The sequence below is a fragment of the Mycobacterium sp. M23085 genome (assembly GCF_045343915.1).
Taxonomy (GTDB): Bacteria; Actinomycetota; Actinomycetes; order Mycobacteriales; family Mycobacteriaceae; genus Mycobacterium.
In genome coordinates this window covers 4205786-4218628 of record NZ_CP174280.1, presented here as the reverse complement: position 1 = coordinate 4218628, position 12843 = coordinate 4205786, and the positions used below count along the sequence as shown (strand labels likewise).

Genomic DNA, 12843 nt, shown 5'->3' with positions numbered 1-12843 from the left:
GACGGCGGCGGCCCGCTGCTCCCGGCTTCGCCGCGCTTGCGACCGCCGCTAGACCTGACGGCGGCGGGACTGCAGCACCGCGTCGTAGAGCTGGCGCGAACGCACCCCCGGATGGTCGGCCGCCACCTCACCGCAGGCGTCCTTGACCCGGGTGCCGGCCGCGACCAGTTCCTCAACCTCGGCGACCAGCGACGGCAGGTCGGCGCTCGGGGTGGCGCCTTCCAGCACGACGGTGATCTCGCCGAGCACACCGTCGGCCGCCCACACCGCCAGCTCGTCGAGCGACCCGCGCACCACTTCCTCGTGCACCTTGGTCAGCTCCCGGCAGACGGCCGCCCGGCGGGCACCGCCGAGCCGCTCGACCGCATCCTGCAGGCAGGCGGACAACCGGCGCGGCGATTCGAAGAACACACAGGTCCGCCGTTCGTCGGCCAGCGAGTCCAGCCAGGTGCGCCGCGCCGCCTTCTTGCGCGGCGCGAATCCCTCGAAGCAGAACCTCTCGGCCGGTAGACCGGACAGGGCCAGCGCGGTCGTCACCGCCGACGGCCCCGGCAGGCATCCCACCGGCAGGCCGGCCTCGACGCAGGCCGTCACCAGCCGGTAGCCGGGGTCGCTGATCAGCGGCATCCCGGCGTCGCTGACCACCAGCACGGTCGCGCCACCGCGGATCGCCTCGATCACCGACTCCGCCCGCGCGTTTTCGACCTGGTCGAACATGCTGATCACCCGACCGCTGATCCGTACATCGAGGGACTTGGCCAAGGTGCGCACCCGCCGGGTGTCCTCGGCGGCCACCACATCGGCTCGGGCCAGCGCGTCCAGCAGCCGGGGGGAGGCATCCGACGGCTGGCCCAAGGGGGTCGCGCCCAGCAACAGGCGGCCGGTGGTCATGACGGACAGCCTACGATCGACGTGATGACCGCCCCGCCCCGCGAATCCGCCTTGACCGAGGAGGCCGCCGACCAGGAGCGCGTGGTGCCCGTCGTAAGCCCCGGGCCGCTGGTGCCGGTGGCGGATTTCGGCCCGACAGATCAGATCCGCGGCTGGGTGGTGACCGGCGTGATCACGCTGGTGGCGGCGGTGACCCGGTTCCTGAACCTGGGCTCACCAACCGATGGCGGCACCCCGGTCTTCGACGAGAAGCACTATGCGCCGCAGGCCTGGCAGGTGCTGCACAACCACGGCGTGGAAGACAATCCCGGGTTCGGCCTGGTCGTGCACCCGCCGGTGGGCAAGCAACTGATCGCCCTGGGCGAGGCGATCTTCGGCTACAGCGGCATCGGCTGGCGGTTCACCGGCGCGTTGCTGAGCGTGATCATGGTAGCCCTGGTGATGCGGATCGTCCGGCGGATCAGCCGCTCGACGTTGGTCGGCGCCATCGCCGGGGTGCTGGTGATCTGCGACGGCGTCAGCTTTGTCGCCGGGCGCACGGCCTTGCTCGACGGCATCCTGACGTTCTTCGTGGTCGCGGCGTTCGGCGCGCTGATCGTCGACCGCGACGAGGTTCGGCAACGGATGCACATCGCGCTGTTGGAAGGCCGCACCGCCGACACGGTGTGGGGCCCGCGGCTGGGCGTGCGGTGGTGGCGCTTCGGCGCCGGCATCCTGCTCGGATTGGCCTGCGGCACAAAGTGGTCCGGCCTGTATTTCGTGCTGTTCTTCGGTGCCATGTCGCTGGCGTTCGACGTGGCCGCGCGGCGTCAGTACCAGGTCACCCGACCCTGGCTGGGGACCTTGCGGCGCGACCTCGCCCCGACCGTGTATGCGTTGGCCGTCATCCCGGTGCTGGTGTATCTGGCCAGCTACGCACCGTGGTTCGCCTCCGAGACCGCCATCGACCGGCATGAGGTGGGCCAGACGATCGGCCCGCATTCGGTGCTGCCGCTGCCCGACGCCATCCGATCGCTGTGGCACTACACGGCCAAGGCGTTCCAATTCCATGCGGGCTTGACGAATTCCGCCGGCAACTACCACCCCTGGGAATCGAAACCGTGGAGTTGGCCGATGTCGCTGCGGCCCGTGCTCTATGCCATCGACGAGCAGAATGTCGCCGGCTGCGGCGCGCAATCGTGCGTCAAGGCCGAGATGCTGGTGGGCACCCCGGCGATGTGGTGGCTGGCGGTGCCGGTGCTGGTTTTCGCGTTGTGGCGCACGCTGGTTCGCCGTGACTGGCGTTACGCCGCGGTGCTGGTCGGCTATTGCGCCGGCTGGCTGCCCTGGTTCGCCGACATCGATCGGCAGATGTACTTCTTCTACGCGGCCACCATGGCGCCGTTTTTGGTGATGGCCATCGCGCTGATCTGCGGCGACGTTCTCTACACCCCCGGTGCACCGCCCCGGCGGCTGCGGCTGCAGGCGAACTCGGAGCGGCGCACGCTGGGGTTGATCGCCGTGTGCTGTTACGTGGCCTTAGTGGTGACCAACTTCGCGTGGTTGTTCCCGGTGCTCACCGGCCTGCCGATTTCGCAGCAGACCTGGAACATGGAGATCTGGCTGCCCAGCTGGCGCTAGTTCTGTTCGCCGAGATTGCCGTGAGGGTTGTACAACGCGCGTTGTCCACAGCCATGGCGGCAATGTGGACGGGATAGCGGTGCCACAGCTCATGATGAGCGCGTGGCGAGGATCTTCCTCGGTAGCGAAGCGATAGCCCGTGGCGCGATGACGCGCGGTCAATTGCGTTGGAATTACCGGCGTATCCATCAAAACGTCTACCTGCCGAAGGCCGCGTCGAGGTCATTGCTAGACAACATCCACGGCGCGTGGTTGTGGTCCGGCCGCCGGGGCGTCATCGCGGGTCGCGCCGCGGCGGCACTCCATGGGGCGAGGTGGATCGACGAGTTCACTCCGGTCGAGATCATCGGGCCGTTCAACCATCCACCGCCCGGGATTATCGTTCGCCGTGAACGGATCAGTGCTACCGACGTCGTTGAACTGGACGGCCTGCCCGTCACCAATCGGGCGCGCACCGCGTTTGATCTTGGTCGGCACCTACCGCGCGCCCTGGCCGTGACCCACCTCGACGCGTTGTCCGCCGCGACCGGTGTCACGGCCGCCGAGGTGACTCCGTTGATCGCCCACCATAAAGGAGCCAGGGGTGTGCGCCAATGCCGAACAGCCCTGTCGCTCATGGACGCCGGGTCGCAATCGCCCAAAGAGAGCTGGTTGCGGCTCGTCCTCGTCGACGCCGCTCTGCCCCGGCCCGTTACGCAGATCCGGGTTACCGATGGCCGGCTCGTGGCTTATCTGGATATGGGTTGGGAACAGCCGATGGTGGCAGTCGAGTACGACGGCGAACAACATCGCACCGACCGAAGCCAATACGTGAAAGACATCCGGCGAGCCGAGATGGTGAGCCGGCTCGGCTGGCACGTGATCAGGGTCATCAAAGAGGACCGGCCCAACCTCATCGTTCAACGCGCGCGCGAGGCGCTGGCGCGCCGTTCTGTGTCGAGATTGCCGTGAGGGCTGCGCTTCGCGCCCGAAACGCGACTGTGGCGGCAATCTCGGCGTTCGACTACAGCGGGTCGCGGGCGACCGGACACGACATGCACCGGGGCCCGCCACGGCCGGTGCCCAGTTCGGACCCGGCGATGGTCAGCACCTCGATGCCGGCGTCCTGCAGGCGAGTGTTGGTCTGCACGTTGCGCTCGTAGGCGACCACCACGCCGGGCGCCAGCGCCAGCGTGTTGTTGCCGTCGTCCCATTGCTCGCGTTCGGCGACGACGGGGTCCAGTCCGGTATCGATGACCCGCAGCTCGTCGATTTCCATCGCCTTGGCCGCGGCTTCCAGGAACGGGGTCTCGTCGCTGATCGAAACTCCGTCGGGTGTTCGCTGAATGGTGAAGGCCGACAACGAGTCGACGATGTTGGCGTACATCACCACCTTGTCGGTGTCGACCATCGTGCACACCGTGTCCAGGTGCATCTGGGCGCGCCGCTGCGCGATCGGAACCGCGAGCACCGTGTTCGCCAGGTCGTCGTCAAACAGGCTGCGGGCCAGCGCTTCCGCACCCGCGGGAGTGGTCCGCTCCCCGACCCCGACCGCGACCACGCCGGGCGCCAGCAGCAGCACGTCACCGCCCTCGACGGGGGCGGTGCGCGACTCGTAGGCGCGCCGCACGCCGGTGAACCGCGGGTGGTGGGCGTAGATGAGATCGGTCAGCGACGCCTCGCGGATGCGGGCGCGCAGCGCCAGCGTCGGGATGACCACCCGCTGACCGATCCAGATCGACGCGTCGCGGGTGAACACCAGGTTGGGCAGCGGGTCGATGACGAAATCGCCGCCGTGGTGCATGCGCAGCACCAGCGACACGTCGGTGCGGGTGTCCGACGGCAATTCGTTGAACGTCATGCCGGCCATCAGCACCTGGGCCAGCCGGGCCGGCTCGAGCCCCCGCAGGTACGCCGAAAGTTGTTGCGCCAGCGGCACTCCGAGCCGTCGCGCGTCGACGGCGGCCGCGACGCCCTGCATCCGCGCGGCCCCGCTGTGCGTCAGCGCCTCGGTGAGCAGGTCCGACAACAGCAGCACCTCGATGCCGCGCGACCGCAACAGCGCGGAGAACTGGTCGTGCTCCTCCTGCGCGCGGGCGACCCACGGCAGGCCGTCGAACAGCAGCTGGTCCACATTGCGGGGATTGAGCCGGAGCAGCTCGGCGCCGGGGCGGTGCAGGATGACCACCCGCAGCGCGCCGACCTCGGAATTGGTGCCCAGCTCCACAACACCCACAGCTCAACCGTAGCGGCGTCGGGGCGCGCGGACTCCGCACACATCCATAGCGCGCCCAAACGCCATCGAACGAATGTGCGATAAACTCGGTGGCGTGGAGATCGCGGTCCAAGGCTCCCTGTTCCAGCACACCGAGCGCAGACAGCTCGGTGACGGCGCGTTCATCGAGATCCGCGCGGGCTGGCTCACCGACGCCGATGACCTGCTGGAGGCCTTGCTGTCGACGGTGCCGTGGCGCGAGGAGCGCCGGCAGATGTACGACCGGGTGGTTGACGTGCCGCGCCTGGTGAGCTTTCACGACCTCACGGTCGACGAGGCCCCGCATCCGGAGCTGGCCCGGCTACGGCGCCGGCTCAACGACATCTACGCCGGCGAGCTCGGTGAGCCGTTCACCACGGTCGGTTTGTGCTGCTATCGCGACGGCTCGGACAGTGTGGCCTGGCACGGCGACACCATCGGCCGCAGCAGTTCCGAGGACACCATGGTGGCGATCGTCAGCCTGGGCGCCACCCGCTCGTTCGCGATGCGCCGCCGCGGCGGCGGCCCGTCGCTGCGGTTGCCGCAGGCGCACGGGGATCTGCTGGTGATGGGTGGGTCGTGCCAACGCACCTGGGAGCACTCGGTGCCCAAGACGACGGCATCCGTCGGCCCCCGGGTGAGCATTCAATTCCGGCCGCGCGGGGTGCGTTAACCGTCAGGTACGCACCGCGGACACCGCTTTGACCAGCAGGTCGCGCGCCCGCTGGGTGTCAACGGGAGCGACGGGCTGATTGGGCATCACCAGCGGGTTGGCGATGACGATCACCTGATAGTCGCCGAATGCGGCCGAATAGTCGTACAGCTCGCCGGTGCGTGGACCGCCCGGCGTCAGCGCCTGCATGACACGGTGGACGCCCAGCGTGCGGGTGCTCTCGATCTGCGGCACCTCGACCACCTGGATACCGCCCCGCATCTGTGGCCCGGTGAAGGTCACCTTGCTGCAGTCCTTCCCGGGATCGTTGAACGGCAACGCTTTTGAGGTCTCCAACGCGATCACCACGAATCGATTGCCGCGGCCCTCGGCGGTGACCGCGGACATGTTGCCCTGCAGGTCGGCCGGCATGTCCGGCCCGGCCGCCACTTTCGCGCAGTTCGCAGGGTCGAACCTCAACCCGTCGGGCAGTTTGCGGCCGGCCAGCAGCTTGGGATCGATCCCCCGTTCGCTGATGTCGCTGACCTTGAAATCGGGTCCGAAACTGGACTTCACGTCGACGATCTTGTTGATGTCGACCTTCGCCGGGTGAGTGGACGATGAGCAGCCGGCCAGGACGCAGACCGCCGCGACCGCGAGCAACATCTTGGACATCGTGGCCAATCTACCCAAGCGGGTAGCTCAGCTGCGCAACGTGGACACCGTTTTGGCGAGCAGATCCGCGGCGAATTGCGGTGGTAGCCCCGGAAGCGCTGAACCCGGATCGGTGGTCAGCGTGGTGAACGCGTAGTAGTTGCCCAGGTACGCGATGAATGTGTAAATGCGCGAATCTATTTCGGTGCCCGACTCCACGGACGATTTGACGTCGGCCACCATGCCGACGGTCTCGACACCGTCGATGTGCGGCGGGTCGATGAGGTGGACGTGCGCCACGGCCCGCGCGGCGGTCTCCGACCACTGGGAACACGCGGCGAGCAGGTCGCCCGGGAAGTCCACCGGCCCCGGCAAAGCCACCACGATCGCGTCGACGATGCCGCCGCCCCCCGATCCCGACACGCCCTGCGCCGACTGGTCGCGCCCGTTGCCGGGGTCGGCCAGCGTCCCGCAGTTGGCCGGCCTGGCCTGCAGGTCGTCGCCCAGGCTCCAGATCACCCGTGGCGAGGCGAAGCTGGGAATTCCGGTGGTGACCTCGTAGCCGGGCGGCAGGTCGCGAACGACTCGTTTGATGTTGGTGGGAGTCACGGCAGCGGTGTTGCTCGTCGGGGATTTTGCCGGGGCGGGCGGTGGTTTGGGCGCCGGTGAATGGGCGCATCCGGCGACGGCCAACGTGAGCGCGGTAGTCACCGCCGGGCCAATCCCGAACGGGCGCATGAGGAGTTGATAGCACAGGAGACCGCCGTACCGTCTCCCCCACGCCAGTATCGGGGCTGTCACACCGGAGACTGGCCGCGGTTGGAGCAGTACGCCGGTTTCAGCCGACGGCCTCGATCACCTGGCGGGCCACGCGCTTGATCTGCTCGGCCTCGTCACGCCGGAACGGCAGGTGCCGCGGGTGGGGCACGTCAATCACGGTGGTGATGACGCCGACGTCTTCGCGCTGCCAGACGGCGCCGTAGCGGTCCATGATCGCGCGCATCGGCCCATTGTCGGAAAGCATTCGCACTGAGAATCTTTCGATGCCGTCGACCTCTGCGGCTATGGCCAGTGCGCTGATCAAAAAGGTGCCGATACCGCGGCCCTGATAGGCGTCGGCGACGGTGAAGGCGATCTCGGCGACCGTCGGGTCGTTTGCGTCGCGCACGAAGCGCGCGTCGGCCACCGGGTCGCTGCCGTCGGTGACCACCCACACGAAGTGGTCGACGTAGTCGACCTCCGACAGGTAGTGCATCAACGCCGGGCTGGGCAGTCGCGGGGTCATGAAGCGCCGATACAGCGTGTCGCTGGAGAAGTAGATGTGTCCGTGCACGGTGCGCTCACTGTCGCCGGGGAGCACCGGGCGCAGCAGGAGCAGCGTGCCGTCGCGAACCCGGATCGGGATCGGCGTGATGAACGCGGCGAGACGCTGGCGCACCGTGCGCAGCAGCCGCGGCGTGATGCCCGGGATCTGCACCATGCTGGCGAAGGCGCTGGTGTCGCCGATCCACCCGGTCAGCGGTTCGGCGGTGGTCACCGTCGCGGTACGGGGGATGTCACGCAGCAGGGCGATCTCGCCGACGATCATGCCCGGGGACGCGTGCTGGACGATCACGACTCCGTCGTCGCCGACGTGTTTGATCTCGGCGGTACCCGAGGAGATCAGCAGAAACGAGACGGCCTGCTCCCCCTGCCGCATCAGCACCTGGCCGGCCGGGGCGCGCAGCGGCTGCAGGCGGCCCGCCAACGGGGCGAGGTCTTCGGCGGGACATCCCTGGAAGATGTCCATCGTCGCCAGCTCGTCCACCCTGGCGCCGGTCAGGCCGGCCACCGCTATAGACCGCCGCCCGCAGCACCACGACGCCGCTCAGCCCGTCGCGGTAATGCCATGACCTGCCCGCCTGCTTGCCGTCGTCTACCGCGCCAGCCCGAAGAACCTGGCTGCGGTCGGATGTTGCCCAGGTTATGAGCAGGGTCGTGGCTCCGGCAAGGATGCGGGTCGAGCCGCCGCGTTGCGCGCCGCCCGTCGAGGTCCGCTGAGCAGCAAGAGTCAGCCGGCTCGGGCGCCCAAAATCAGCTCGACCGCGGCGGCCAGGTCGTTGACCACAAAGTCCGCATCGACGGACGCCTGGCCACCCGGGCGGAGCAGGACGGTCACCGTTCCGGCCGCCCTGCCGGCCGTCACGTCGGTGTCACCGTCGCCGATGATGACCGACTCGGTTAGATCGAAATCGTGCTCGCGCGCGGCACGCACCAACATGCCGGCAAGCGGCTTGCGGCAGTCGCAACTGTTCGCCGCGTGCGGACAGTGATAGACGGCATCGATCCGGGCGCCCTCACCCGCCAGCAGTTCGTGCAGTCGCCGCTGGATTGCCGTGAAATGTGCTGGTTCCGCGGCCTTTTCCGAGAGCCAGCGCTGGTTGGTGACCAGCACGGTCCGCAGGCCCGCGGCGTTGAGCGCGGCCACCGCCCTGGCCGCGCCGGGCAACAGCACCAACTCGGCCGGTGATCGGATGTACTCACCCGCGGCGGCCTTGACGTTGATGGTGCCGTCGCGGTCCAAGAACACGGTGCGCACCTTACGCAGGTCGGGCGCGGCCATCCTCATTGTCAGGAGGGCCTGGGAAACAGTGCCGCTTCGACCATTTCGCAGATGGAGTGACCCAGGTGCAGGCACGCCTCCTGAATCCGCCCGGTGTCGTGGCTGGGCACCTGGATGCAGATGTCGGCGACGTCGACCACCTTGCCACCGCGTGCACCGGTGAGGGTCACGGTGGTCATGCCCGCCTGGCCGCCGGCTTCGAGCGCGCGAACGACGTTGGGAGAGTTACCCGAGGTGGTCAGCCCGATCACCACGTCGCCGGGACGCCCGGCGGCGAGGACCTGCCGGGCGAACACCTCGTCGTAGGAGTAGTCGTTGCCGATCGCCGTGATCGCCGCGGTGGCATCCGGAAGGCTGATCGCCGCCAGACCGGGACGGTCAAAAGCGAAGCGGCCCATGAGTTCGGCGGCCAGGTGTCCGGCGTCTTGCGCGGATCCACCGTTGCCGAAGAAGATCACCTTTCCGCCGGCGCGCAACGAGCCGATGATCACCCGGGCCACCTCAACGGTCTGCGCCGCGCAGTCGCCTCGCTGCATTTGTTGCTTGACCGCGATGGTTTCGGCCAGCCGCCGCTGCACCAGCTCCACGCTCGGTTTGACGACATCGGACTCGGTTATGCCTGCCACGTTGTCAATCCCTTGCTCTCGAAGGCGAATTCGGTGACGACGGCCCCGGCACCCTCGAGTGCTTCGATCAGGCGGTGCTTCTTGGCGAAATCGCAGAACAGCAGGATGTATCCACCACCACCGGCTCCGGTGAGCTTGCCGCCCAGCGCCCCGTTTTTCCGGGCGAGGTCATAAAGGTCGTCGATGCGCTCGTTGGTGACGTAGGGCGACATGCGCTTCTTCTGGCTCCACGCTTCGCCGAGCAGCGCGCCGAAATCGTTCAGCTTCCCGGTCAGCAGCGCGGCCTTCATCGCGACCGCAAGATCTTTCTGAGCCCGCAATCCCGCCAGGGTGTCACCGGAACCCGTTGTGGCGCGGCGGGTCTGGTCCTCAATGACCCGGGCGGAGTCGCGGGTGATGCCCGTGTAGCACAGCAGCAGGCTGAGCTCGAGTTCGAAGGCGGTTTCGTCGCGGATCCGTAAGGGATTGACGATCACCCGGTCGGTGAACTCGATGAAGTTGAATCCCCCGAACGTCGCGGCGTACATGTCCTGCAGGCCGCCCGCGATGCCCAGGTCCTCTCGTTCGATGGCGCACGCCAGCTGAGCGGTCTCGTACTCGCCCATCGGCACCCGGTAGTGCTCGGCGAGCAGGCCGGTGAGGGCGACCATCATCGTGGACGACGAGCCCAGCCCTGAGCCCGGCGGAGCGCTGGAACGCAGTACCAGGTCGTAGCCATCCGTGCCGTCGCGGCCAAACCTGCGCACCGCCGCCTTGATCAGATCCAGGCTGCCGTCGTAAAGGATCTCGCTGTCCAGCGTCATCTCATGCGTGGTCTTGAAGTCCACCGATTCGATGCTGACCCGCCTATCGCTGCGCGGCGCGAGCGATCCCTGCGCGTAGCGATCGATGGTCGCCGACAGCACACAACCGCCCTCGGTCGCCGGGAACGGCGGGACGTCGGTGCCGCCGCCGGCGAACGAGATCCGCAGTGGCGCTCGCGCGCGAATTCGTGGGCGTGTCATGGAGATTCGCTTTCGCGTGGTCAGCTGACCGGCGCGCGCTTCAGCAGCGATTCTTCAGAGATCACACCCGCCACGTGCTAATCCCATCGTTTGGCGACCCGAGGCGCCGCCAGCCTAACAGGCTGACCAGCACGGTCGCCGGGTTTCAGCCGATCTTTTGACTGGGCTGCAGCACGAAATCGACGACGATCGCGGCCATGTCGTCGATCGCGCGGCGAGCGATGACCTCATAGCCGTGGGTGCTCAGCGTGGGCAGGCACAGCAGACCTGCGCGCGCGGTCAACCCGTTCGCCTTGGAGTGTGACGCGTCGGATTCGAAAGCGCCCAGGGCGGCAGGCTGCGGCGACAGCTCGCGGTCGGTCGCGATTTTCAGCAGCCGGTCGGCGACCTCCTTGTCGTACACGCACAGCGCGTCGCTGTAACCGATGATCGGACCCCCGGTGACGCTGGTGGTGTATTCACGTTCGGTGGGGCCGACTTCCAGGGCCAGGGTCAGGTCGCCGGGCAGGGTGGCGCTGGCGTAGCTGCCTCCCACGCCGCCGATCTCTTCGTTGGTGGTGAAGACCAGATAGACGTCGTCCGCGGGCCGCTGTTGGCAGTCCCGCAGCAGGCGTGCGGCATTCAGCAGCGCAGCCACCGCGGCACGGTCGTCGAGGAAGTAGCCGCCGACGTAGTCGCCGATCTCGACCATCGATCTCTTGCTGGCGTCGACACACACCCGGGTGCCGGCGTGCACTCCCGCGGCGGTCAGCTCGTCGACGCTGCGGCCGGTGAAGACATAGACGTGATCCCAGTCCAGGGCACGGTCGCCCTGATCGGGCTTGGTCTCCCAGATTCGCGAGCTTTCCTTGGTGGTGTGCTCGGAGCCGAGAGTCAGTACGGCGGTGAGGGATTCGTTGTCGCCCAGCACGACGACCGGACCCAACCCGAAGTTGCCCGGATACATCGTGCCCAGCTGCGTCAGGTGCAGTGTGCCATCGGGTTCCACCCGTTTGACGATCATCGACAGTTCGTCCATGTGCGCCATCACCCGTGTCGCGGTGCCGGGAATGGACTCGGTGCGGTGACGGTGGTTGGGTGCGCCGGCATCACCGGCCGAAGGGTTGGCCGCGACATAGCCGATCAGGTTGCCGGCGTCGTCGGTCCACATGTCGTCCACGAGGGGTTGCAGTTCGCGGGCGATGACGGCGCGAACCGCGTCCTCCTGTCCACACGGCCCGTAGGTCAACAGAAGTGCTTGCAACAGCTCGTCGGTGGAGTCACGGTCGCGGTTCGCCATCAGATCCTCTCCGTCATGGTTTCAGAGGATCAGTACCCGTACCGGCTCTCGGCTACCCAACGTAGGCGGTAAGGCTGTTCAGGCCAGCGCCACGCCCAGTTCTTGCGCGAACACCTTGACCATGTGCTGGACGGCGATCTCGTTGCGGCCGATGATCATGTGGTCGTGCTGGCCGTGCCGGACGCCCTCGCCACACTGGGGCAGCATGGCGAAGTCTTCGTCGCGCACGGCCGCGTGCACGCCTTCGAAGACCGTGTCGTAGGCGGCTCTCATCTCATCGTTGGTGGCCGGGATGCGGCCCATCCAGCTGTGCCGGACCGTGCAGCGGGTCGGCGCACCGGCGGGCAGCATGTCGATGATCTCCACCCCCACCGGGCTGTTGGCCAGGATGAGGTTCGGAAACACCCAATAGATCACCCCCATGTTCGCCACTGGATCCAGCGAAGCGGTGGGGTCGGTGTGGGCGTCGGTGATCCAGGTGAACGGAAACCCGATGCGGTGGTGCCGGCCGAACTCGTCGTAAACCATGGTGTTGGCCAAAGTGTTTTGCCCAATCAGGCTCTCGCCGTGCACGTACGGGAAGTGGTATCCCTCAGCGAAGGCTTCCAGAGCGCCCTTCCAGGACACCTCGGATGTGAATTCGCGCTGCGTGTGGTAGCCGTACGACTCGTAGTTCCATAGCGCCAGTTCGGTGGCGAAGTCCCCGAGGTGGGCGTCGAGGTCGATGGTCGCCTCGGCGGTCAGCACCGCCCAGATGAATCCGTGCCGCTCCTCGGAGGGCAGCTCCACTAGGCCGTAGTCCTTGGTGTCCATCGAGGCGAAGCCGGACTTGCCCGGGACGGCGAACAGTTCACCGGTGTTGCGGTACGTCCAGGCGTGATACGGGCAGACGAACCGCGAGGCGTTGCCCGAGCCGCAGGCCGGCATCGCGCCGCGGTGCCGGCAATAGTTCAGCAAGACGTGGCTGGTGCCGGCGCGGTCGCGGGTGACCAGGAGCGAGTCGCCCAGCACCGAGCGCACGACGTAGTCGTTTTTGCTCGGCAGCTGCGCCGACGGGACGATGGCCAGCGGCACCCGGCGCAAAATCTGTGATTCCTCGATCTCGGTGATCTTGGGGTCGCGGTAGTAATGCAGCGGCACCCGCAATTCGCGCTCGGCCAGGTCGGTCGTCTTGTCCAGGGCGTGACGCAGGCCCCGCAGCGTCAGCGTCTCGTCGTTGCCGCTTACCGGCTTGTCGATCGTCGTCACCCTGGTCTCCTTCGCGTCGATCCTTCGGACCATA

Annotated in this window: 13 protein-coding genes; 3 read left to right on the top strand and 10 right to left on the bottom strand. The window is 67.5% G+C overall.

All coding sequences use genetic code 11. The annotated features are described in order from the left end of the window. Window positions 1–48: 48 nt before the first annotated feature. Window positions 49–891: a 16S rRNA (cytidine(1402)-2'-O)-methyltransferase gene (rsmI, locus tag ACIUM1_RS19955; protein ID WP_406814314.1), complete on the bottom strand. Its 843-nt coding sequence runs from the start codon at window positions 889–891 to the stop codon at window positions 49–51. Between the two features lie 81 nt (window positions 892–972). Here rsmI and ACIUM1_RS19950 point away from each other — a divergent pair, with 81 nt between their 5' ends. Together ACIUM1_RS19950 and ACIUM1_RS19945 are read left to right on the top strand one after the other, a co-directional pair. Next, window positions 973–2511, top strand: a complete 1539-nt coding sequence (locus ACIUM1_RS19950) for a dolichyl-phosphate-mannose--protein mannosyltransferase (RefSeq protein WP_406817766.1) — start codon at window positions 973–975, stop codon at window positions 2509–2511. Window positions 2512–2613: 102 nt separating this feature from the next. Next, window positions 2614–3462 carry a DUF559 domain-containing protein gene (locus ACIUM1_RS19945; RefSeq protein WP_406817765.1) on the top strand — a complete coding sequence of 283 codons (849 nt, stop codon included), beginning with the start codon at window positions 2614–2616 and terminating at the stop codon, window positions 3460–3462. A 52-nt stretch (window positions 3463–3514) separates the two neighbouring features. On the opposite strand, the gene arcA is transcribed toward ACIUM1_RS19945, so the two are convergent. After that, a complete protein-coding gene (arcA, locus tag ACIUM1_RS19940) occupies window positions 3515–4726 on the bottom strand; it encodes an arginine deiminase (RefSeq protein ID WP_406814313.1) in 1212 nt (403 codons plus the stop codon). A gap of 94 nt (window positions 4727–4820) precedes the next feature. Between arcA and ACIUM1_RS19935 the strand changes: the two genes are divergently transcribed. Then, window positions 4821–5417, top strand: coding sequence for an alpha-ketoglutarate-dependent dioxygenase AlkB (locus tag ACIUM1_RS19935; protein ID WP_406814312.1), 597 nt, complete (start codon window positions 4821–4823; stop codon window positions 5415–5417). 3 nt (window positions 5418–5420) lie between these two features. Here the strand turns inward: ACIUM1_RS19935 and ACIUM1_RS19930 are convergent, their stop codons facing one another. The 8 genes from ACIUM1_RS19930 to ACIUM1_RS19895 form a co-directional block, all read right to left on the bottom strand. Next, window positions 5421–6071: a DUF5642 family protein gene (locus ACIUM1_RS19930; protein WP_406814311.1), complete on the bottom strand. Its 651-nt coding sequence runs from the start codon at window positions 6069–6071 to the stop codon at window positions 5421–5423. A gap of 27 nt (window positions 6072–6098) precedes the next feature. Beyond that, window positions 6099–6788, bottom strand: coding sequence for a DUF5642 family protein (locus ACIUM1_RS19925; protein WP_406814310.1), 690 nt, complete (start codon window positions 6786–6788; stop codon window positions 6099–6101). Between the two features lie 100 nt (window positions 6789–6888). Beyond that, the gene (locus ACIUM1_RS19920; RefSeq protein WP_406817764.1) at window positions 6889–7839 is read right to left on the bottom strand and encodes a GNAT family N-acetyltransferase; all 951 of its coding nucleotides are present in this window, start codon (window positions 7837–7839) and stop codon (window positions 6889–6891) included. Between the two features lie 261 nt (window positions 7840–8100). Beyond that, window positions 8101–8652 (bottom strand): D-glycero-alpha-D-manno-heptose-1,7-bisphosphate 7-phosphatase, encoded by a 552-nt coding sequence (locus ACIUM1_RS19915; protein WP_406814309.1) that lies wholly within the window; start codon window positions 8650–8652, stop codon window positions 8101–8103. A gap of 8 nt (window positions 8653–8660) precedes the next feature. Continuing rightward, entirely contained in the window at window positions 8661–9278 is a 618-nt protein-coding gene (locus ACIUM1_RS19910) for an SIS domain-containing protein (RefSeq protein ID WP_406814308.1), read from the bottom strand. Continuing rightward, on the bottom strand, window positions 9266–10282 hold the full coding sequence (locus ACIUM1_RS19905) for a GHMP kinase (protein ID WP_406814307.1): 1017 nt from the start codon (window positions 10280–10282) through the stop codon (window positions 9266–9268). Before ACIUM1_RS19905 ends, ACIUM1_RS19910 begins: the two co-directional genes overlap by 13 nt. 145 nt (window positions 10283–10427) lie before the next feature. After that, on the bottom strand, window positions 10428–11561 hold the full coding sequence (locus ACIUM1_RS19900) for a M28 family peptidase (RefSeq protein ID WP_406814306.1): 1134 nt from the start codon (window positions 11559–11561) through the stop codon (window positions 10428–10430). Window positions 11562–11639: 78 nt separating this feature from the next. Beyond that, window positions 11640–12842, bottom strand: a complete 1203-nt coding sequence (locus tag ACIUM1_RS19895; RefSeq protein WP_406814305.1) for an SRPBCC family protein — start codon at window positions 12840–12842, stop codon at window positions 11640–11642. Window position 12843: the final 1 nt, after the last annotated feature.

Coding starts and splice junctions, on each gene's coding strand:
- rsmI (WP_406814314.1), bottom strand. CDS start 891: ATGACCACCGGCCGCCTGTTGCTGGGCGCGACCCCCTTGGGCCAGCCG.
- ACIUM1_RS19930 (WP_406814311.1), bottom strand. CDS start 6,071: ATGTCCAAGATGTTGCTCGCGGTCGCGGCGGTCTGCGTCCTGGCCGGC.
- ACIUM1_RS19925 (WP_406814310.1), bottom strand. CDS start 6,788: ATGCGCCCGTTCGGGATTGGCCCGGCGGTGACTACCGCGCTCACGTTG.
- ACIUM1_RS19920 (WP_406817764.1), bottom strand. CDS start 7,839: ATGGACATCTTCCAGGGATGTCCCGCCGAAGACCTCGCCCCGTTGGCG.
- ACIUM1_RS19915 (WP_406814309.1), bottom strand. CDS start 8,652: ATGGCCGCGCCCGACCTGCGTAAGGTGCGCACCGTGTTCTTGGACCGC.
- ACIUM1_RS19905 (WP_406814307.1), bottom strand. CDS start 10,282: ATGACACGCCCACGAATTCGCGCGCGAGCGCCACTGCGGATCTCGTTC.
- ACIUM1_RS19900 (WP_406814306.1), bottom strand. CDS start 11,561: ATGGCGAACCGCGACCGTGACTCCACCGACGAGCTGTTGCAAGCACTT.
- ACIUM1_RS19895 (WP_406814305.1), bottom strand. CDS start 12,842: ATGGTCCGAAGGATCGACGCGAAGGAGACCAGGGTGACGACGATCGAC.